Consider the following 18,728-nt stretch of genomic DNA (forward strand, 5'->3'; position numbering starts at 1 on the left):
AGCAGCCTGCGCGCTCAGGCGCAGGCTGCATTGCCTTAAAACGTGGCGGAGAAACGCATATAGTAGTAACCACCTTGCCAGTCGACGACGGTCGCCGAGGAGTAAACACGGCCACAACAGGCATCGTATTCACTCTTTTGTGGGTAGTTATCAAAGATATTGCGTGCGCCAACGGCCATCGTCACGATATCGGTGATGGGATAAGACAGCTCTAAATCGAAAAACCATTCTGGGTCGAATTTTTGAACCGCGTAAATGACACCACCACTGGCATCCGAGTTGTAATAAGAGCCATAGTAATTAGCACGCGCTAAGATAGTGAGGTCGGCTACCGTGTGTTTAGCGGAAAACACGCCTCGCACCCGCGGGGTTCCTCGCTCGTAGTCATATCGATCTTCTGCACTGGTCAGGTATTGGCTGGGATCTGAATCAAATTCAGTTTTGTTGTAGTTAAACGAGCCGGTAAGCGTCGTTAAGCCCCCATCCCATGGCAAGCTGTAGTTACCAACAATGTCCACACCGGTTGTGATCGAGTCAAAAGCGTTTTGGAAGTAGTAAACGCCACCGATATTTCGGGCATCCGCTTCTGGTAAGCCCGCGCCCAATAATTTGAGGTAATTGTCATAACCTGACGCCCCTGCAACGGAAGACACATTCATGGTAGAGATGCTGTAGAACAGATCTTGTAACTCGATACGGTAAAAATCGGTAGTTAAGGTAAAGCTGCCGTAATTTGCGGTAACCCCAAGGGTGTAGTTCGTCGATAACTCTGGTTTCAGCTCTTCTGCTCCGAGCGCCTGTGCAATAGCGCTAGAGGCTGGGAATAAGCCCGTAGCGACCGGAAAGCCGTTTGGTAAGCGTGTTGAAACGTTAGTCGTGCCTTGCTGTCCTGGGGTGGGTGCCCGGAAACCGGTGCCAATAGAGCCCCGTACGGCGTAAGTGTCGGTTAAGTCATATTTAAATGCGCCTTTCCAAACTAATTCAGAACCAAAATCTGAATAGTCTTCGAAACGTAAAGCACCTTGTAAAAATAGCGCTTCGGTAACGTGTGAGCTCACATCAACATAAACGCCGTAAGAATCACGGGTATATTTAGATGAGTTCGCTGGCGCGTAACCCGGAAAGCCGTTAGATCCCACACCCACAGTGCGATAAACCGGATCGGCTGAGTTATTACAATCTAAGCCGTTGGCGATGGCATTAGCGAGGTTAACTGCAGAAGCCGCTGTACCGGTCCAGCTTCCGATACCACAGAATCCCCACGGATCGGGCAGCGCATAAGGGCCTTGTGAATATGAACTTTCATCGGCAGCCGCTACGATTTCGTAGCTTTCATCCAGATAACTGGCACCAAAGGCGAGCACTAATGGGCTGTCTAAACCGCTGATGGTGAAATCTTTAACAAAGTCGGCTTGCAGTTGAAATTCTTCGTTAATTAAGTCACCCGGTTTGAATGAGGTAGGCGAGGCTGAACCCAATGACGGGTTAATGGTGTTATTCAGGCTGTACTGAATTTCACTATGGCCCATACGTGCCGTAACATCGTAAGAAATGTCATTTGCCAACATGCCTTCTAGGCCGGTGGTGAACGAGTAGTCGTAAACTTCACCGGTAAAACGTGGGGTAAATCCGCCGGGGAACTTTTCTAAAGGTGAGTAAATTGTGCCATCTTCTTCCCTGAGGTTTTCAATAGTACCGTTGCCTGGGTAGCGATAGAAAAATACCCCTGTGGCTTCACTTTTTGAGTAGTTACCAAAGGCATAAATCTTGGTGTCATCATTGATATCATAGCCAGAGTTAAAAAAGATGCGGGTGGCTTCTGATTCAGGTTGGCCCCAAGGTTGAACCACACCTAAACCTGCTTCATTTGCCGCGGCAACGCCAGCTAAAAAAGCGGGGTCGTTTAAATACTGTGCATAACTGGCGTTAGGGTTAAAAACGGGGTTGTCGGTATCTAAACAAAAATAACTTTCACAGTATTGCTCTGAACGACTGGTGGCGTCGGCATTAGCCAGCTCTGCTGATAAGCTAAAAAAGCCTTTATCGCCTAAAGAAAAACCGATGTTGCCGGCAACCGTGATACTTTCACCATCGCCCTCAAAGTATTGGCCATAGTCAACCGACAGACTGCCACCTTCGCTATTGTCTTTTAAACGAAAGTTGATCACACCCGCAATCGCATCTGAACCGTATTGTGCCGCTGCGCCATCGCGCAGTACTTCAACACCTTTTAACGCAGAAACGGGGATCGTTGCGATATCAGGGCCTTGTGTGCCTGAGCCACCGGTTGATACTACGGCAGAGCGATGTCGTCTTTTGCTGTTCACTAACACCAGCGTTTTATCTGTGGGCAAACCGCGCAGTGATGCGGGTCTAACAAAGGTGCCACCATCAGAGATCGGCTGACGTGACAAAGAATAAGACGGTACCAGTGTTTTTAACACATCGTTGGTATCGGTAAAGGCAACGCCGCTCAGATCCTCTTCTGAAAACACGTCAATAGGTACAGGTGAATCGGCTACCGTCCTTGGTGCACCCCGAACGCCGGTCACAATCAGTTTTTCAATCGGTGCACTTTGCATCGCAGCCGCCACCACACTTTCGTCGGCATAAGCGGCATGATTAAAACTGATGGACAAGAAAGTTGCGCTGGCCGTAACGGGCAAGGCAATTCGAATGGCACGGGTTATTTTATTAAACATTGTCATGGTAGCACCCCAGATATCATGTTATGGCGTAAGTAAAGCGGTGCTGCAGGGCAGCCTTATCTGTCTGGAATGTCTAAAAAAGTGTCAGCATCTATTGTTTTTATTGTGTTCGTTTTTGTGTTTTTTATCGGAACGAACTGTGCTAACTCATTTCATCCTAACGAATGAATTTTCGCTGCGGAAACATTTAAAATATGGAGGGGGTATAGCATTTTCTTATAGCTCATGCTGGGTAACATTATGGTTTAACTGTATTTTTTAGGTAACGAATTGTTAATAACCTGCTGAAGGCGATTGCACCAAGATAGCGCTTAATTAGCTGGGCCTGAAATTTGCATATTTAGGGTACAACGCATGATGAGCGGAAAAGTGTATGGCAAAACCAGCCTTATTTGCACACATGCAGTGAACTTGCGAAAGAGAGAAAAGCAGTGAACCTGAAGCAACTTCGCTATTTTATCGTCACTGCCGATTACGGCAGCATTGCCAGTGCCGCTCGCGCGCTTGATGTAGCGCAGCCCGCTGTCAGCCAACAATTAGCTAATTTAGAGCATGAGTTAAAATCCACTTTATTGATGCGCAACTATCGCGGCGTAACGCTAACCGCGAGCGGTCAGGTGTTTTATGACTATGCCACTGAAGTACTACAGCAATTTAATAGCGTGCGCTTACAAATTCATGAATTAGAGCAGAATTTACGTGGTGCTATTGTCATCGGCATGACTCAGGCGGTGTGTAATATCCTTGCCGCGCCGTTACAGCTGGCTTTGCAGCAGCATAATCCTGATATTGAGCTCATTATTAATACGGCACAATCTAGCACGTTACAACGCTGGTTAGAGCAAGGCGAAGTGGATTTAGTTATCAGTTATCTAGCCTTAGATAATCACAAAAGTTGCCGAACGGTGCCGTTGCTTGAAGAGCGGTTCTTTTTGGTGTTCAGTGGCCAAGTTAAAGCGCAGCACCGTTTTTTAGCCCGCAATAAACTGCTACCGTTTCAACGCTTGGCTGAATTTGAAATCTCTGTGCCGAACCAACGTAGTGCATTATGGGAGATATTGCACAGATATGAAGCAGAAACAGGTGTTAAACTTATGTATAAAAATTCGGTTGGCCAACTGATTACCGGCTTGCCACAGATGATTGAACAAGGGCAAGTGTTCATCCTACCTTCACCGGCGTTCTATCAGTTAGTGGGTAAACAGCTGCTGTATGCCTTGCCCATAGCCGATCCTGACGTGACCGCAACCATTGCGCTGCTCAGTTCGTTAAATCGGCCTTTCACTCCGATCATGGAGCAAGTGCAGCAATTGATCGTCACCGAAGTAAAAAATTTACACAATAAGGGGCACTGGCAGGGCAACTTGCTATGCTAAAGCCGCATTAAGCGGCAAGTTTTAGTACAAAAATTGTGAATTACGGCGCTTTTGCATCAACGCTTCAATCAGCGGCGTTAATATTAACTCCATCGCTAAGCCCATCTTGCCGCCTGGCACCACTAAGGTGTTAACCCGAGACATAAAAGAGCCATCAATCATTTTCAAATAATAGGGAAAGTCGACATGTTTGATCCCGCGAAAGCGGATGACCACGAAGCTTTCATCTAATGATGGGATATCTTTGGCACTAAAGGGGTTAGACGTATCAACCGTAGGCACGCGTTGAAAGTTAATATGGGTGCGAGAAAACTGCGGGGTAATGTGGTTAAAATAATCTTCCATACTCCGCACGATACTGGCTTGCACCGCTTCGCGGCTGTGCCCACGTTCGGATGTATCGCGAATAATTTTCTGGATCCACTCTAAATTAACGATCGGTACCATGCCAATCAGCAAATCGACATGCTGGGCGACATTCTGTTGTTCGGTGACGGCACCACCATGCAGCCCTTCGTAAAATAACAGATCGGTATTCGCGCGTAACTCTTGCCACGGCGTAAAAGTGCCTGGCAGTTGGTTATAGGGCACCGCCTCATCGAAGGTATGTAAATAGTGGCGAATTCGTCCGGTACCGGTTTCAGCATAGCTAGCGAAAAAGCTCTCTAAAGCCGCAAAATCGTTAGCTTCAGGGCCAAAATAGCTAATATGTCGGCCTTCTTCACGTGCTTTACGTACCGCTAAATCCATTTCAGGTCGGCTAAAACGATGAAAGCAATCACCTTCAACAAAGGCCGCATCGATACCCAGTGTCCGGAAAATATGTTTAAAGGCATTGGTCGTAGTCGACGTGCCTGCACCCGATGAACCGGTAACCGCGATAATAGGATTTTTGTGCGACATAGTGTCACCCTGTAACTTAAATTAGCCTCACCTTATCGGATTTGGCCCTAGCGGCGCAACTATTATCCATTCAGGTTTGTGTCGCATGACCGTTTAAACTTTTGGGCTTTGCTGCGGTTAAGCTGGGCAAAGGCAGCGTATCGCTCGGGCAAGCGACTGGGTTATGCTAAGTGCCGCAAATAAGCAACGGCACGAGATTTAACTGATCCGAAATGAGCTGAACCAGTACAAAGCCACAGTAGGTTTAATACGATATTTTTGGAGAATGCCATGGCAGATATGCTGCTAACCTTATTAATCGTTGCGGTGATGCCTTATTTAGCCAAGGCGCCTTTGGTGTGGGCAATGCAACAAGCCGGGGGCTATGACAATCATTATCCTCGGCGGCAACAAGCATTATTAAAAGACTTTGGGGAACGTTGTACTGCGGCGCATTACAACAGTTTTGAAGCTTTAGGGTTATATATTGCGGCGATGGTATTTGTGGTTGCCGCGGGGAATGTCACAAGCTCAATGCTCATCGCTGCCTGGTTGTTTGTGGTTTGTCGGCTGGGCTATTTATTATGCTACTGGTTAAATTGGGCGGCCGCGCGCAGTTTAATTTGGCTTGGCTCGATAGCGGCAGCCATCAGCTTAATGCTGATGGCGTTAGCCGAATTACCTTAAAAGCGGAAGGTAGCAATAATCGGATCGTGGTCAGAAGAGCGATAGGGTGTTGGCGCATATAATTGTTGCTGCTGCGTCGCTGATTTAAAGCGTAAGCTGTAATCCAGTAACACCGGTTCATCCGCATTAATGGGCCAGTGCTGAAAATGGCTCAGCTGTTGTGCCAAGGCTGGGCTAGCTAACATGTGATCTAAGGATCCGGCTCGGCCTCTGAATACAAATGAGTAGGAGGCGTGTTTATTCTCATCTAAATATTGCCAGCCTTGCTGTTCTAGATAGGTAATCGGATCTTCAAAACGATAGGCATTTAAATCACCTAGCACTACTTGATAGGGTGTGGTGATGCCAGTGGGCGTGGTCGTTAACCATTGCTGTAGCGCGGTCACGGCTTCTACTCGAGCCGCATTCCAACACGCTTGACCATCAGCTTGATCTTTTTGTAGTGCATAATCACTGGCATTAGCGCGAGGGCAACTGCCTTTAGATTTTAAGTGACCCAGTGCCAAGGTGAGTTGTTGGTTTGAGGCGATATGCCGAAAACTTTGCGCCAGCGGTGGCCGATGCAAACGGGTAAACGGCGCTGCGGTATTAACTGCGGTTTGTCCAATGGCTTCAATGCGCTCTGAGCGATAAAACATACCGACTTTTATGGCATCTGAGCCGGGTGAAACTGCCGTGGTGATCATCTGGTAAGGTGAGGCACTGCGCGCATTAACAGCGGCTAATAGCGTCGCAATAGCGCTGCCCTCATCGTAGCCATTATTTTCTAGTTCTAGCAGACCAATAATATCAGCGTCTAAGGCGACGAGCGCTTCAACTAATTTGGCTTGTTGTCTGGCTAATTCAGCGGGTGAACGAGCTCCTCGGCGTGTTGGGAAAGGCTTATCTTGGCCATGGCCGGTAAAGAAATTCAGCACATTATAACTGGCAATTCGCAGTTCGTTCTGTTGCACCGGCGTCGGTGCAGCAGGCCGCGGATTAGCACTGACAAACTGCGCTTGTGACGTGGGCAAAATGCGATAGCCGCGCTCATCTTGATGTACTATACCGGCAACATTTAATACCTGATCGCCAATACGCAAAGTGCTGTTGGCGCTTAAGCCGGTATTAGGATACGGCAGAGGGTCGGGGTTTTGTTGCCAATGGCCATCATCTAACCAGATTTCTTGGCGGTTTTGTTGCTCTGCCAGTTTTGCGGCCGCCTCACCCGGAGTGACCACTTGCGTCGGCACCATTAAACGTTCATTCGCCAGTAAAATTTCGCCATAACGACCTAAAGGATAGGTATCGGCGACTAACAGCGGTTGGCTAAATGCCACCCACATCCCTTCATAAGCTTCCCAACTTTGTTCTGCTGCCAGCGGTAAGCTCAAGGCTAAAGGCTGTGTGCTGCTCTGGCCGCAGGTGTTAAGCACGGTAGCATCCACTAGGCTGGTCTGTTGTTCAATTTCAGCGACGGTGCCTTGTACCGTTAAGATCTGCCCGACTTGATAATTTGCCGCATCCGCGAGGCTGAGTAAAATCCCTTCAGCGGTAAGTGGATCATTATCAGGCTCGACACTTTGTAACATGAGCCCTGGCATAGGCCCATCGAGGTAGACGGGGGCTAATACCACACCTTGCAGTGTAACGTGTTGTCCAAGCAGTGGGCTGATTTCTGCCGTGCCTTGAACTTGCGCAATGCTATGAGTGGTTTCGCCACAAGCGGTGGGCGGTTGCTGACATGCTGCTAGACATAAACTGATAAAACCGAGTGCAATAATTCGCATAATCTATCCTTTGAAAGCCGATAAAAAAGGTGCCGAAGCACCTTTTAACACCCTTTAATTAGGGCAAAGCTAATTAGCCTACTGGCTAATAAAAGCGTTAAGCTTGTTGCTCACGCGCAATCGCGCGATAGCCAATATCATGGCGATAATACACATTATCCCAATGAATTTTTGTCACAAGCTGATAGGCCGCTTGTTGTGCCTCGGTAACGCTGTTACCCAATGCGGTGGCACATAACACGCGGCCACCGTTCGTCACGACATCGTTGCCAACCAGTTCGGTTCCGGCATGAAACACTTTACCCGCAAGGGCTGCGGCATCGTCTAAACCATGGATCACGGTGCCTTTAGCATAGGCATCAGGGTAACCCCCAGCAGCCATCACCACACCTACTGCCGCTTTAGGGCTAAATTGAATGTCGGTTTGTGCTAATTGACCTTGCACCGCACTTTGACATAAAGCGACAAGATCTGACTCTAAGCGCAGCATAATCGGTTGTGTTTCCGGATCGCCAAAGCGACAGTTAAACTCTAACACTTTCGCCGAGCCATCTGCGGCAATCATTAAACCTGCATATAAAAAGCCGGTAAATACATTACCTTCAGCGGCCATACCTTTAACGGTAGGCGCAATCACCTGCTGCATAACCCAATCATGCACCGCAGGGGTGACTACGGGGGCAGGAGAATAGGCACCCATACCACCCGTATTTGGGCCTTTATCGCCGTTATCACGCGCTTTATGATCCTGCGAAGAGGCAAAAGCCAAGGCATGGCTGCCATCCACCATCACAATAAACGAGGCTTCTTCACCGGTCAGGAATTCTTCAATGACCACGCGACTGCCAGCATCACCAAATTTATTACCCGCCAGCATATCGTCGATAGCGGCAAAAGCCTCTGCCTCGGTTTGCGCGATAATGACACCTTTACCTGCGGCTAAGCCGTCGGCTTTGATCACTATCGGCGTGCCGAGGCTTTTTACATAGGCTTTCGCCGGCGCAATTTCAGTAAAGTTTTGGTAAGCGGCTGTAGGAATGTTGTGCCGTGCCAAAAAGTCTTTGGCAAAAGCTTTTGAGCTTTCTAATTGTGCCGCAGCTTGAGTTGGGCCAAAAATGGCTAAACCTGCTGCACGAAAGCGATCGACTACGCCTTTGGCTAAAGGCGCTTCAGGGCCAACAATCGTCAGATCAATCTGTTGTTGTTGGGCAAAAGCCAGTAAACCTGCCACATCATCGGCAGCAATAGCGACATTTTGCAACGCCGCTTCGCGAGCGGTGCCCGCGTTGCCTGGTGCGACAAATACTTCGGTTGCCAGTGGAGATTGTGCTGCTTTCCACGCTAGGGCGTGTTCACGACCACCGCCGCCAATTACCAATACTTTCATCAGTTTGTCCGTTTGCTCTGTTAGTTAAGGGGTTTGCGGAATTTTAACGTCATGCGATCGCTTTCGCCGATAGCTTGATATTTTGCTCTATCTTGTTCACCTAAACGTAAAGTGGGTGGCAAAGTCCACACACCTGAAGGGTGGTTGGCAGTATCTTTGGCGTTGGCATTGATTTCGCTGCTGCCTTCAAATACAAAACCCGCTTGCTCGGCTAAACGCACCGCCATGCTTTGTGGCATGTAACCGCTGCGTGTCCATTCGGTGTTTAATTGGCTTTCAGGTAAGCGGTGTTCAACCACACCTAATACGCCACCTGGTTTTAATGCGGTAAAAAACTGCTTATAGGCTGCAACCAGCGCGTCTTCACCACCGCCAATATACCAATTGTGTAAATTACGGAAGGTTAATACCACATCGGCTGAGTTAGCAGGAGCAATGGTAACACCGCCAGCAGCGGAAAACTCGGTGACCTGAACTTTACTGTATTGTGGTTGGCTCGCCATTTTTTCGATAAAGGCTGTGCGGCTACGCTGACCATATTCTGACGAGTTGGCTGGAAAATGTGCCGCATAGTACATGCCTTTTTCAGCAACGAGTGGCGCGATAATTTCCGTGTACCAACCGCCGCCGGGAGAGATTTCAACAACGGTGCTTTGTGGCGTAACGTCAAAAAAGGCCAAGGTAGCGACCGGATTGCGGTATTGATCACGCTGTATATATTCAGGTGTACGTAGCGGATTTTTTACGGCGGTTTCTAAAGCTTCATTTGCGGCAAGTGGCAAGCTGCATAATAAAGCAGTCAGGCTTAATATTTTGCTGAAACGTAACATAATGGTGAGCTCCTTTTAGGGGTGGCTGTAGTTTAGCAAAGCAACTGCAGAATTGCAGCGTCTTTCGTGGCCCAATAAATAGGCACTTTTGTTTTTTTAGGTGGCTAGACTGCTAATTTTCAAGCTACAATCTGCCGTGGCTATGCTAGAATAGCCACCTTTTTTAGTGTGGGTTGCATTATGTTAGATCAGATTAAAGTGGTATTGGTGGGCACGACACATACGGGTAACATGGGTTCGGTTGCTCGAGCTATGAAAACGATGGGTTTGTCACAGCTTTGTCTGGTTGCACCGAAAACCGCCCCTGACGGCCAAGCCTATGCCTTAGCTGCGGGCGCCAGTGAAATTTTAGCTAACGCGCAAACGTTTGAATCTTTAGCCGAAGCCGTGGCCGATTGCAGTTTAGTGGTCGGCAGTAGTGCGCGTTCTCGCACCTTAAGTTGGCCCATGTTATCACCGCGTGAATGTGGCTTAAAAGCAGTAGCAGAAGCTACGGCAGCACCGGTGGCGTTAGTGTTTGGCAGAGAAAGCAGCGGCTTAAGTAATGAAGAGCTGCAGCTGTGTCAGTACCATGTGTGTATTGATGCCAATCCAGAGTACAGCTCGCTTAACTTGGCGATGGCCGTACAGATTATTTGTTACGAAGTGCGAATGGCGCATTTAGCGGCCAAGCCGGTACCTGAGGTCGCGGATGATGAAAAATACCCAAGCTCAGCGCAGATGGAAAACTTTTATCAACACCTAGAAACCGCCTTGCAGCACACGGGCTTTATTATTAAGCAGCATCCGGGTGTGGTGATGACAAAACTGAAGCGCTTGTTTACCCGCGCTCGACCTGAAGAGGCGGAATACAACATTTTACGCGGCATTTTAACCTCGATGCAGCGTCTTGAAAAAATTGATCACACGAGTCACAAGGAATAATAGGCATGTTCTCCGGCATCAAAGAAGATATCCGAAGTGTATTTGAGCGCGATCCGGCAGCACGCAGTGCCTTTGAAGTTCTCACAACTTACCCTGGCCTACATGCCATTTGGATACATCGCTTAAGTCATCGTTTATGGCGTGCTCAGTGGCGTTGGTTAGCGCGTTGGCTCAGTACCCTGGGGCGCTGGCTAACGGGGGTGGAAATTCATCCTGGCGCTAAAATTGGCAGACGGTTTTTTATCGATCATGGTATGGGCGTGGTCATAGGTGAAACGGCTGAAATTGGCGATGATTGTACGCTGTACCATGGCGTGACCTTGGGCGGTACGAGCTGGAATCCGGGTAAACGGCATCCTACTTTAGGAAATGGCGTGGTCATTGGTGCCGGTGCCAAAGTACTCGGGCCGTTAATGGTGGGCGACAATGCCCGTATCGGTTCCAACGCGGTCGTGGTTAAAGATGTGCCGAAGGCAGCAACGGTTATCGGTATTCCAGGGCGCGTTGTATCTAAGCCCGATGCCGATGTATCCAAACAGCGACAACATTTAGCCAAGAAATATGGCTTTGATGCCTACGCGGTAGCGGCAGATAACCCGGATCCGGTTGCCAATGCGATTGGCAGTTTGTTGGATCATATCCAAGTGCTCGACAATAAGGTCGCTGAACTCTGTCACAGTGTTAATGCGCTGGGGGGCAATGTGTGTGAAGAAGTGCCCACGGTCAATATTGAAGAAAGTGATTTTCGGGAAGCAGAGCAACGCGCTGCCGAGCAGCGCTGTAAAGATGAAGAAGTGTTTGATCCGCGGGTCTAACGGCTAATCGCGAATACCGATAAGTTTAGGCTTTAGCATGACGCGGTTTGCTCAGCTTAATACGCCTTGAATCATCCCTGAGGCGCGATGATGAACTGCATTGCCGCAGTTCACCCTTAGCCTGTAAAGGTTGATTTAGAGCAAGCAAGCCATGCTGAACAGGCGGGTGTTCGGTTAATACCTGACTAAAACACTAGGGTTAATACTTGACTAAAATAGTCAGGAATGTAAAATGGACCCCATTCTGAAATGGGAGCCAATTATGCGATTAACTTCAAAAGGCCGTTATGCCGTGACTGCAATGTTAGACGTTGCTTTACACGCAGTACAGGGACCTGTACCTCTTGCAGATATATCAGAGCGACAAGGGATCTCACTTTCTTATCTTGAACAATTATTCGCTCGTTTACGCAAGCACGGGCTAGTAAGCAGTGTACGTGGCCCCGGCGGCGGTTACCAATTAGGTATGGCAGCAGCGGCAATCTCTATCTCTGCCGTGATCGCTGCGGTAGATGAGTCCGTAGATGCCACACGCTGCCAAGGCAAATCCGATTGCCACGGCGGCACTCGCTGCTTAACCCATACGCTGTGGAGTAATTTAAGCCACCGTATAGAAGACTTTCTGACCAATATTTCGTTAGAAGAACTGGTCAATCAACAAGAAGTGCGGCAAACCGCTCAGCAACAAAGCCGTAAGTTAAAGAATCCTGCCACTGATATCGACGTCAGTTGTCAGCTGTAAGCGCAACGGAGCAAACCATGAAGCTACCAATATATTTAGACTATGCTGCAACAACCCCGGTTGACCCGCGGGTTGCAGAAAAGATGATGCAATTTTTGACAATGGATGGCCAGTTTGGTAATCCTGCGTCACGCTCGCATCGTTTTGGCTGGCAAGCTGAAGAGGCGGTAGAAATTGCACGCAGTCAGATCGCCGACTTAGTCAATGCTGATCCACGTGAGATCGTGTTTACCTCTGGTGCCACTGAATCAAATAATCTAGCCATTAAAGGTGCGGCCGAGTTTTACCATAAAAAAGGTAAACACCTGATCACGGTCAAAACAGAACACAAAGCGGTATTAGATACTATGCGCCAATTGGAGCGCGATGGCTTTGAAGTGACCTATCTAGATGTTGAAGCTAACGGTTTAGTCGATTTAGCGAAGCTAGAACAAGCCATCCGCCCTGACACCACGATCATCAGCATTATGTTTGTAAACAACGAAATTGGTGTGGTGCAAGATATTGCGGCTATCGGTGAATTATGTCGCAGTAAAGGCATTATTTTCCATGTTGACGCGGCGCAAGCAACCGGCAAAGTAGCGATCGATTTACAAACCTTAAAAGTCGATTTAATGGCCTTCTCTGGTCATAAAACTTACGGCCCGAAAGGCATTGGTGCTTTGTATGTGCGGCGCAAACCACGCATTCGTTTAGAAGCACAAACGCACGGTGGTGGTCATGAGCGTGGTATGCGTTCTGGTACTTTAGCCACGCACCAAATCGTCGCGATGGGCGAGTCTTTCCGCATTGCTAAAGAAGAAATGGCTTCAGAAAATATCCGGATCACCGCGTTACGTGATCGCTTATGGAATGGCATTAAAGATATTGAACAAGTTTTCTTAAATGGCGATGCCGAACATCGTGTGCCAGGGATCACTAACATCAGCTTTAACTATGTTGAAGGTGAGTCTTTAATCATGGCATTAAAAGATATTGCAGTATCGTCAGGTTCTGCCTGTACGTCGGCCAGTTTAGAGCCATCTTATGTGCTGCGCGCACTGGGCTTAACTGACGAACTGGCGCACAGTTCAATTCGTTTTAGTATCGGCCGTTTCACTACGGAAGAGCAAGTTGACCACACTATTAAGATCGTGCATGCCGCTATCGATAAATTACGTGAAATGTCGCCGTTATGGGATATGTATAAAGACGGTATCGATTTAAACACTGTGGCCTGGGTGGCGCACTAAACACTAGGCGCTATCGCCACAACAGAGGGTATTAACATGGCTTACAGCAATAAAGTTATTGATCACTACGAAAATCCACGCAACGTTGGCGCTTTTGCTAAAGATGATCCAACCGTTGCCACCGGCATGGTGGGTGCGCCGGCTTGTGGTGACGTAATGAAACTACAAATCAAAGTCAATGAGCAAGGCATCATCGAAGATGCGAAGTTCAAAACGTACGGTTGTGGTAGTGCTATCGCTTCAAGCTCACTGGTTACTGAGTGGGTAAAAGGTAAAACCTTAGACGAAGCACAGCTAATTAAAAACACCGATATTGCGCAGGAACTCGCTTTACCACCGGTAAAAATTCACTGCTCAATTTTAGCTGAAGATGCTATTAAAGCCGCTATCGCAGATTACAAACAAAAGCACGGAGGCTAATGCCCGATGGCGATTTCAATGACAGCAGCGGCGGCCGAGCGGGTCAGTAGTTATCTGCATAATCGCGGTAAAGGTGTTGGCCTGCGCGTAGGGATAAAAACCACCGGCTGTTCTGGATTGGCATATGTACTGGAATTTGTTGATGAGTTGAACGACGATGATCAAGTGTTTGAAGATCATGGTTTAAAACTTATTGTGGATGGCAAAAGCTTGGTATATATCGACGGCACGCAGCTTGATTTTGTTAAAGAAGGCCTGAATGAAGGTTTTCAATTTAACAATCCGAACGTCAACGGCGAATGCGGTTGTGGCGAAAGCTTTACAGTGTAATGCAGACCCTGAGGTAGCATGAATTACTTTCGGTTGTTTGATTTACCTGAGACATTTGAACTGGATCTAACCGAATTAGGTTCGCGTTATTTGTCGTTGCAAAAGCGTTTTCACCCCGATAATTTTGCGGCCGGCTCTGAGCGTGATCGCTTGATGTCGGTGCAGCAAACGGCCAACATTAACGATGCTTATCACAGCCTAAAGCAGCCTTTGCTGCGGGCTGAGCATATGTTAGCGTTGCGTGGTTTGAAAATTAGCAATGAACAGCGCAGTTTTACCGACCCGCTGTTTTTAATGCAGCAAATGGAATTGCGCGAGCAACTAGCAGAATTACAAGACGAGGCCGATCCAGAAGCGGCCTTGTTTGCTATTGAGCAACAGATCCAGCAGCAACGCAAACAGCTGTTAAAGGCGTTAAGCGAAGCTCTGGTTGAGCAGAGCGCTGAACAAGATCAGCTCGCCGCCGAGTTGGTACGTAAATTAAAATTCTTTTATAAACTGCAGCAAGAGCTGGAGTTAATCGAACAGCAACTACAAGACTAATTTCACTATGGCTTTACTACAAATTGCAGAGCCGGGCCAAAGTGCGGCCCCGCATAAACATCGGTTGGCCGCAGGCATTGATCTGGGCACCACTAATTCCTTAGTTGCAACGGTACGCAGTGGTGAAGCAAAAACTTTGCTAAACCAAGCAGGCGAAGCGATGGTTCCTTCCGTGGTTCGTTACACTAAAGACGGTGTGCAAGTCGGTAGTGCTGCCGAAGCCGCTGCCGTTAGCGATGCTGAAAATACGATTGTTTCGGTTAAGCGTTTAATGGGCAAGGGCTATCAAGAAACCGTGGCTTTAGCCAATGCGCTACCTTACCGCTTAGTGGAGCAAACCGGCTTAGTCGCTATCGAAACGGTACAGGGTATCAAAAACCCGGTAGAGATCTCTGCTGAAATTCTGGCTACTTTAGCGAATACCGCCAGTGAAACACTCGGTGGCGAATTGAATGGCGTAGTCATCACCGTACCGGCTTATTTTGATGATGCTCAGCGCCAGGCAACCAAAGATGCCGCTAAGTTAGCCGGTTTAACCGTGCTGCGCTTATTAAATGAGCCAACAGCGGCAGCCTTAGCTTATGGCCTCGACAGTGGCCAAGAGGGCGTCATTGCCGTTTACGATTTAGGCGGCGGTACCTTTGATATCTCCATCTTACGTTTGCGTCACGGCGTGTTTGAAGTACTGGCGACCGGGGGGGACTCAGCACTCGGTGGTGACGATTTTGATCAAGCCATTGTTAGCGAATTGAAAGAACGTAGCGGCCAAACTGATTTATCCTTTAGTGCTCAGCGCCAATATCAGCAGCAAGCTCGGGCCTTGAAAGAAGCATTAACCGATAAAGCTCGTTGCGATTATCATTTTACTGCCGATCAACAAGAGGTGAAGGGAACTTTAACCCGTACTGAGTTAGATCAGTTAATTCTGACGTTGGTGAAAAAAACCATCCGGGCTTGCCGTCAAACCCTTCGCGATGCTGACTTGACCACCGATGAAGTGTTAAAAGTGGTGATGGTTGGTGGGTCTACCCGAGTCCCCCTTGTCAGGCAGCAAGTGGCAGAGTTTTTTAATACCGAGCCATTAACCAGTATCGACCCTGATAAAGTGGTGGCCTTAGGCGCGGCTATTCAAGCCAATGTGCTGGTGGGTAATAAAGCAGACAATGAAACCTTGTTGCTCGATGTGATCCCACTGTCGTTAGGCATTGAGACCATGGGCGGGTTAACCGAAAAAATTATTCCACGCAATACGGTGATCCCGGTGTCGCGTGCCCAAGAGTTTACCACCTTCAAAGATGGTCAAACGGCGATGGCGATTCATGTCGTGCAAGGTGAGCGCGAATTAGTCGAAGATTGCCGTTCTTTAGCACGCTTTGAATTACGCGGTATTCCTCCGATGCCTGCCGGTGGCGCTCATATTCGCGTAACCTTTCAGGTTGATGCCGATGGTTTACTCAATGTCAGTGCCGAAGAGAAATCGACCGGTGTGCAAGCCAGTATTCAAGTGAAGCCGTCTTATGGTTTAAGTGATGATCAAATTGCTAGTATGATCAGTGGCTCGATGCAGCACGCCAGACAAGATATGCAGCAGCGCTTGTTGCGTGAGCAGCAAGTTGAAGCAGAACGAGTCATTGAAGCCGTTAGTGTGGCGTTAGCCTCTGATGCGGCGTTACTTGATGAGCAGAAGCAAGCCGACATTAAGCAGGCGTTAGCCACCTTAAGTGAGTTACGTCAGCAACAAGATACCGCGGCCATTAAAGCTGCCATAGAACATACCAACCAGTTAACAGATGAATTTGCAGCTCTTCGCATGGATAAATCTATTCGTTTAGCGCTGCAAGGTCATAAGGTAGATGAGGTCTAAGTTATGCCACAAATCGTATTTTTACCCCATGCCGAATTATGCCCTGAAGGCGCGGCTCTCGACGCTAAAAGTGGCGAAACGGTATTAGATGTTGCACTGCGCAACGGTATTGCCATTGAACATGCTTGTGAAAAGTCTTGTGCCTGTACTACCTGCCATATTGTGGTACGTGAAGGTTTTTACTCGTTAAACGAAAGTGACGAGTTAGAAGAAGACATGCTGGACAAGGCTTGGGGTTTAGAGCCGGAATCTCGCTTAGGTTGTCAGGCGCGAATTGCCAATGACGACTTAGTGGTTGAGATCCCGAAATATACCCTGAATATGGTCAGCGAAGGGCATTAAGCCCCGCTAGCGCTCTGCGCTGCCTAGTCGCAGCACAGAGCGCAGTAAGTGTGTTACCTCCCTAGGCAATCTTTTCTTCAAGCTAGGTTTTTTATAACTTTTAGCGTATAATTTGCCGCCCAAATTTTTTAACCCTTTATTAGATTAATAGGAGCCAGACATGGCCTTAGAACGTACTTTCTCTATCGTAAAACCTGATGCCGTAGCCAAGAACCACATCGGTGCTATCTACAGCCGTTTCGAATCTGCAGGTTTACGCATTGTTGCTGCCAAGATGTTACACTTAAGCCAAGAACAGGCTGAAGGTTTCTACGCTGAGCACAAAGAGCGTCCATTCTTCAATGCATTAGTTTCTTTCATGACGTCTGGCCCAGTAATGGTTCAAGTGTTAGAAGGTGAAGATGCCGTTCGTAAAAACCGTGAAATCATGGGTGCTACTAACCCGAAAGATGCTTTCGCGGGTACTTTACGTGCAGATTTCGCTGCTAGCATCGACGAGAACGCGGTACACGGTTCTGACGCTGCGGCTTCTGCTGCGCGTGAAATCGCTTACTTTTTCACTGAAGCTGAGCTGTGCAGCCGCACACGTTAATTTTCAGCGTTAAGTGAACAAACAAAGGGGGCGCGAGCCCCTTTTGTGCATTAATGCCCTCACTGCGGTGAGCATGACGACAATAGCGTAAGTTATTGTTCTGAATAGATAGTTATATTGGTTAGCAGGAGTATCCTGGAATGAGTAGCTCATCCACTTTAGTTAATTTGTTAGATCTTACCCGATCGCAGATGCAGGAATTTTTTGTCACGCTTGGCGAAAAACCGTTTCGTGCCGATCAGGTAATGAAGTGGATATACCATTACTGTGTCGATGATTTCGACAAGATGACCAATATTAACAAAAAGCTACGCGATGTTTTAAAAACGCGCTGCGAAATTAAAGCCCCGGTCGTGGCGACGCGGCAAGATAGCGCCGATGGCACCATCAAGTTTGTGATGGCCTTAGCGGGTGGTCAAGAAGTTGAAACCGTTTGGATCCCCGAAAAAGATCGCCGTACACTTTGTGTTTCTTCTCAGGTGGGTTGTGCGCTAGATTGTTCATTTTGCTCTACTGCGCAGCAAGGGTTTAACCGTAATTTATCTGTCTCAGAAATCATCGGTCAGGTTTGGCGTGTTTGCCAAATTATCGGCAGCTATGGCGATACTGGTGTAAAACCCGTGACTAATGTGGTGATGATGGGCATGGGCGAGCCACTGCTAAATTTGAATAACGTTGTGCCTGCGATGGAACTGATGATGGAAGACTTCGGTTTTGGTTTATCTAAACGTCGTGTCACTTTAAGCACCTCGGGTGTTGTGCCCGCGTTAGATTTATTACGTGAGCGCATTGATGTCGCTTTGGCCATTTCGTTACACGCCCCCAATAACGCTTTACGCGATCAGTTGGTTCCAGTCAACAAAAAGTACCCCATGGAAGAGTTTTTAGCGGCTTCACGGCGCTATGTTGCGCAATCAAAAGCCAACGATAAAGTCACCGTAGAGTACGTTATGCTCGATGGCATCAATGACAGCATGGAGCAAGCGCATGAACTGGCTCTCGCTTTAAAAGAAACCCCTGCTAAGATTAACTTAATTCCATTTAATCCTTACCCTGGATCGCCTTATAAGCGTTCGAGCAATTCTAGGATTGATCGTTTTAACAAGGTCTTACAAGAACATGGTTTTACTGTTATGGTACGTAAAACCCGAGGCGATGATATTGATGCGGCTTGCGGGCAGCTGGTTGGTGATGTTATCGACCGAACTAAACGTTTAATGAAAAAGCAGCAAAAAGGTGAGTCAATCACAATAAAAGAGCTGCAATAACAAAAGGGAACGCCAGT

18 protein-coding genes are annotated in these 18,728 nt (G+C 48.0%); 13 read left to right on the plus strand and 5 right to left on the minus strand.

Features of this window, described 5'->3' with window-relative positions; all coding sequences use genetic code 11:
• Positions 1-35: 35 nt before the first annotated feature.
• On the minus strand, positions 36-2,708 hold the full coding sequence (locus L1N97_RS12175; protein ID WP_236129981.1) for a TonB-dependent receptor plug domain-containing protein: 2,673 nt from the start codon (positions 2,706-2,708) through the stop codon (positions 36-38).
• Between the two features lie 431 nt (positions 2,709-3,139).
• Between L1N97_RS12175 and L1N97_RS12180 the strand changes: the two genes are divergently transcribed.
• Positions 3,140-4,084, plus strand: coding sequence for a LysR family transcriptional regulator (locus L1N97_RS12180; protein WP_236129982.1), 945 nt, complete (start codon positions 3,140-3,142; stop codon positions 4,082-4,084).
• Between the two features lie 21 nt (positions 4,085-4,105).
• Here the strand turns inward: L1N97_RS12180 and L1N97_RS12185 are convergent, their stop codons facing one another.
• Positions 4,106-4,987 carry a phosphoribulokinase gene (locus L1N97_RS12185; RefSeq protein WP_226751080.1) on the minus strand — a complete coding sequence of 294 codons (882 nt, stop codon included), beginning with the start codon at positions 4,985-4,987 and terminating at the stop codon, positions 4,106-4,108.
• A gap of 270 nt (positions 4,988-5,257) precedes the next feature.
• Between L1N97_RS12185 and L1N97_RS12190 the strand changes: the two genes are divergently transcribed.
• Complete coding sequence (locus L1N97_RS12190; protein ID WP_229586526.1) at positions 5,258-5,653, plus strand: MAPEG family protein; 396 nt, start codon at positions 5,258-5,260, stop codon at positions 5,651-5,653.
• On the opposite strand, the gene L1N97_RS12195 is transcribed toward L1N97_RS12190, so the two are convergent.
• The 3 genes from L1N97_RS12195 to L1N97_RS12205 form a co-directional block, all read right to left on the minus strand.
• Complete coding sequence (locus tag L1N97_RS12195) at positions 5,650-7,422, minus strand: ExeM/NucH family extracellular endonuclease (protein ID WP_236129983.1); 1,773 nt, start codon at positions 7,420-7,422, stop codon at positions 5,650-5,652. The two genes, L1N97_RS12190 and L1N97_RS12195, sit on opposite strands and share 4 nt — an antisense overlap.
• 97 nt (positions 7,423-7,519) lie before the next feature.
• Entirely contained in the window at positions 7,520-8,809 is a 1,290-nt protein-coding gene (gene purD, locus L1N97_RS12200) for a phosphoribosylamine--glycine ligase (protein WP_236129984.1), read from the minus strand.
• A 20-nt stretch (positions 8,810-8,829) separates the two neighbouring features.
• The gene (locus L1N97_RS12205; RefSeq protein WP_229586532.1) at positions 8,830-9,639 is read right to left on the minus strand and encodes a class I SAM-dependent methyltransferase; all 810 of its coding nucleotides are present in this window, start codon (positions 9,637-9,639) and stop codon (positions 8,830-8,832) included.
• Between the two features lie 180 nt (positions 9,640-9,819).
• Between L1N97_RS12205 and trmJ the strand changes: the two genes are divergently transcribed.
• The 11 genes from trmJ to L1N97_RS12260 all read left to right on the plus strand — a co-directional run bounded on the left by trmJ (position 9,820) and on the right by L1N97_RS12260 (position 18,711).
• Entirely contained in the window at positions 9,820-10,563 is a 744-nt protein-coding gene (gene trmJ, locus L1N97_RS12210; RefSeq protein ID WP_229586533.1) for a tRNA (cytosine(32)/uridine(32)-2'-O)-methyltransferase TrmJ, read from the plus strand.
• A gap of 5 nt (positions 10,564-10,568) precedes the next feature.
• Positions 10,569-11,378: a serine O-acetyltransferase gene (gene cysE, locus L1N97_RS12215; protein WP_236129985.1), complete on the plus strand. Its 810-nt coding sequence runs from the start codon at positions 10,569-10,571 to the stop codon at positions 11,376-11,378.
• A gap of 262 nt (positions 11,379-11,640) precedes the next feature.
• The gene (gene iscR, locus L1N97_RS12220; RefSeq protein WP_226751086.1) at positions 11,641-12,120 is read left to right on the plus strand and encodes a Fe-S cluster assembly transcriptional regulator IscR; all 480 of its coding nucleotides are present in this window, start codon (positions 11,641-11,643) and stop codon (positions 12,118-12,120) included.
• Between the two features lie 17 nt (positions 12,121-12,137).
• A complete protein-coding gene (locus tag L1N97_RS12225; protein WP_236129986.1) occupies positions 12,138-13,352 on the plus strand; it encodes an IscS subfamily cysteine desulfurase in 1,215 nt (404 codons plus the stop codon).
• A gap of 36 nt (positions 13,353-13,388) precedes the next feature.
• Positions 13,389-13,772, plus strand: a complete 384-nt coding sequence (gene iscU / locus L1N97_RS12230) for a Fe-S cluster assembly scaffold IscU (protein WP_226751088.1) — start codon at positions 13,389-13,391, stop codon at positions 13,770-13,772.
• 6 nt (positions 13,773-13,778) lie between these two features.
• Positions 13,779-14,102, plus strand: coding sequence for an iron-sulfur cluster assembly protein IscA (iscA, locus tag L1N97_RS12235; RefSeq protein ID WP_229586539.1), 324 nt, complete (start codon positions 13,779-13,781; stop codon positions 14,100-14,102).
• Between the two features lie 18 nt (positions 14,103-14,120).
• Complete coding sequence (gene hscB / locus L1N97_RS12240) at positions 14,121-14,645, plus strand: co-chaperone HscB (protein ID WP_229586541.1); 525 nt, start codon at positions 14,121-14,123, stop codon at positions 14,643-14,645.
• 7 nt (positions 14,646-14,652) lie between these two features.
• Positions 14,653-16,509, plus strand: coding sequence for a Fe-S protein assembly chaperone HscA (gene hscA / locus L1N97_RS12245; RefSeq protein WP_236129987.1), 1,857 nt, complete (start codon positions 14,653-14,655; stop codon positions 16,507-16,509).
• Positions 16,510-16,512: 3 nt separating this feature from the next.
• Complete coding sequence (gene fdx / locus L1N97_RS12250) at positions 16,513-16,851, plus strand: ISC system 2Fe-2S type ferredoxin (RefSeq protein WP_226751092.1); 339 nt, start codon at positions 16,513-16,515, stop codon at positions 16,849-16,851.
• A gap of 160 nt (positions 16,852-17,011) precedes the next feature.
• Entirely contained in the window at positions 17,012-17,443 is a 432-nt protein-coding gene (gene ndk / locus L1N97_RS12255; RefSeq protein ID WP_226751093.1) for a nucleoside-diphosphate kinase, read from the plus strand.
• 140 nt (positions 17,444-17,583) lie between these two features.
• On the plus strand, positions 17,584-18,711 hold the full coding sequence (locus L1N97_RS12260) for a bifunctional tRNA (adenosine(37)-C2)-methyltransferase TrmG/ribosomal RNA large subunit methyltransferase RlmN (protein ID WP_236129988.1): 1,128 nt from the start codon (positions 17,584-17,586) through the stop codon (positions 18,709-18,711).
• Positions 18,712-18,728: the final 17 nt, after the last annotated feature.

Source organism: Rheinheimera sp. UJ63 (assembly GCF_021568285.1).
Lineage (GTDB): Bacteria > Pseudomonadota > Gammaproteobacteria > Enterobacterales > Alteromonadaceae > Alishewanella > Alishewanella maricola.

Excerpts from the sequence above, each read along its gene's own strand:
- L1N97_RS12175 (WP_236129981.1), bottom strand. The coding sequence starts at position 2,708 with ATGACAATGTTTAATAAAATAACCCGTGCCATTCGAATTGCCTTGCCC.
- L1N97_RS12185 (WP_226751080.1), bottom strand. The coding sequence starts at position 4,987 with ATGTCGCACAAAAATCCTATTATCGCGGTTACCGGTTCATCGGGTGCA.
- L1N97_RS12190 (WP_229586526.1), top strand. The coding sequence starts at position 5,258 with ATGGCAGATATGCTGCTAACCTTATTAATCGTTGCGGTGATGCCTTAT.
- L1N97_RS12195 (WP_236129983.1), bottom strand. The coding sequence starts at position 7,422 with ATGCGAATTATTGCACTCGGTTTTATCAGTTTATGTCTAGCAGCATGT.
- purD (WP_236129984.1), bottom strand. The coding sequence starts at position 8,809 with ATGAAAGTATTGGTAATTGGCGGCGGTGGTCGTGAACACGCCCTAGCG.
- L1N97_RS12205 (WP_229586532.1), bottom strand. The coding sequence starts at position 9,639 with ATGTTACGTTTCAGCAAAATATTAAGCCTGACTGCTTTATTATGCAGC.
- trmJ (WP_229586533.1), top strand. The coding sequence starts at position 9,820 with ATGTTAGATCAGATTAAAGTGGTATTGGTGGGCACGACACATACGGGT.
- cysE (WP_236129985.1), top strand. The coding sequence starts at position 10,569 with ATGTTCTCCGGCATCAAAGAAGATATCCGAAGTGTATTTGAGCGCGAT.
- iscR (WP_226751086.1), top strand. The coding sequence starts at position 11,641 with ATGCGATTAACTTCAAAAGGCCGTTATGCCGTGACTGCAATGTTAGAC.
- L1N97_RS12225 (WP_236129986.1), top strand. The coding sequence starts at position 12,138 with ATGAAGCTACCAATATATTTAGACTATGCTGCAACAACCCCGGTTGAC.
- iscU (WP_226751088.1), top strand. The coding sequence starts at position 13,389 with ATGGCTTACAGCAATAAAGTTATTGATCACTACGAAAATCCACGCAAC.
- iscA (WP_229586539.1), top strand. The coding sequence starts at position 13,779 with ATGGCGATTTCAATGACAGCAGCGGCGGCCGAGCGGGTCAGTAGTTAT.
- hscB (WP_229586541.1), top strand. The coding sequence starts at position 14,121 with ATGAATTACTTTCGGTTGTTTGATTTACCTGAGACATTTGAACTGGAT.
- hscA (WP_236129987.1), top strand. The coding sequence starts at position 14,653 with ATGGCTTTACTACAAATTGCAGAGCCGGGCCAAAGTGCGGCCCCGCAT.
- fdx (WP_226751092.1), top strand. The coding sequence starts at position 16,513 with ATGCCACAAATCGTATTTTTACCCCATGCCGAATTATGCCCTGAAGGC.
- ndk (WP_226751093.1), top strand. The coding sequence starts at position 17,012 with ATGGCCTTAGAACGTACTTTCTCTATCGTAAAACCTGATGCCGTAGCC.
- L1N97_RS12260 (WP_236129988.1), top strand. The coding sequence starts at position 17,584 with ATGAGTAGCTCATCCACTTTAGTTAATTTGTTAGATCTTACCCGATCG.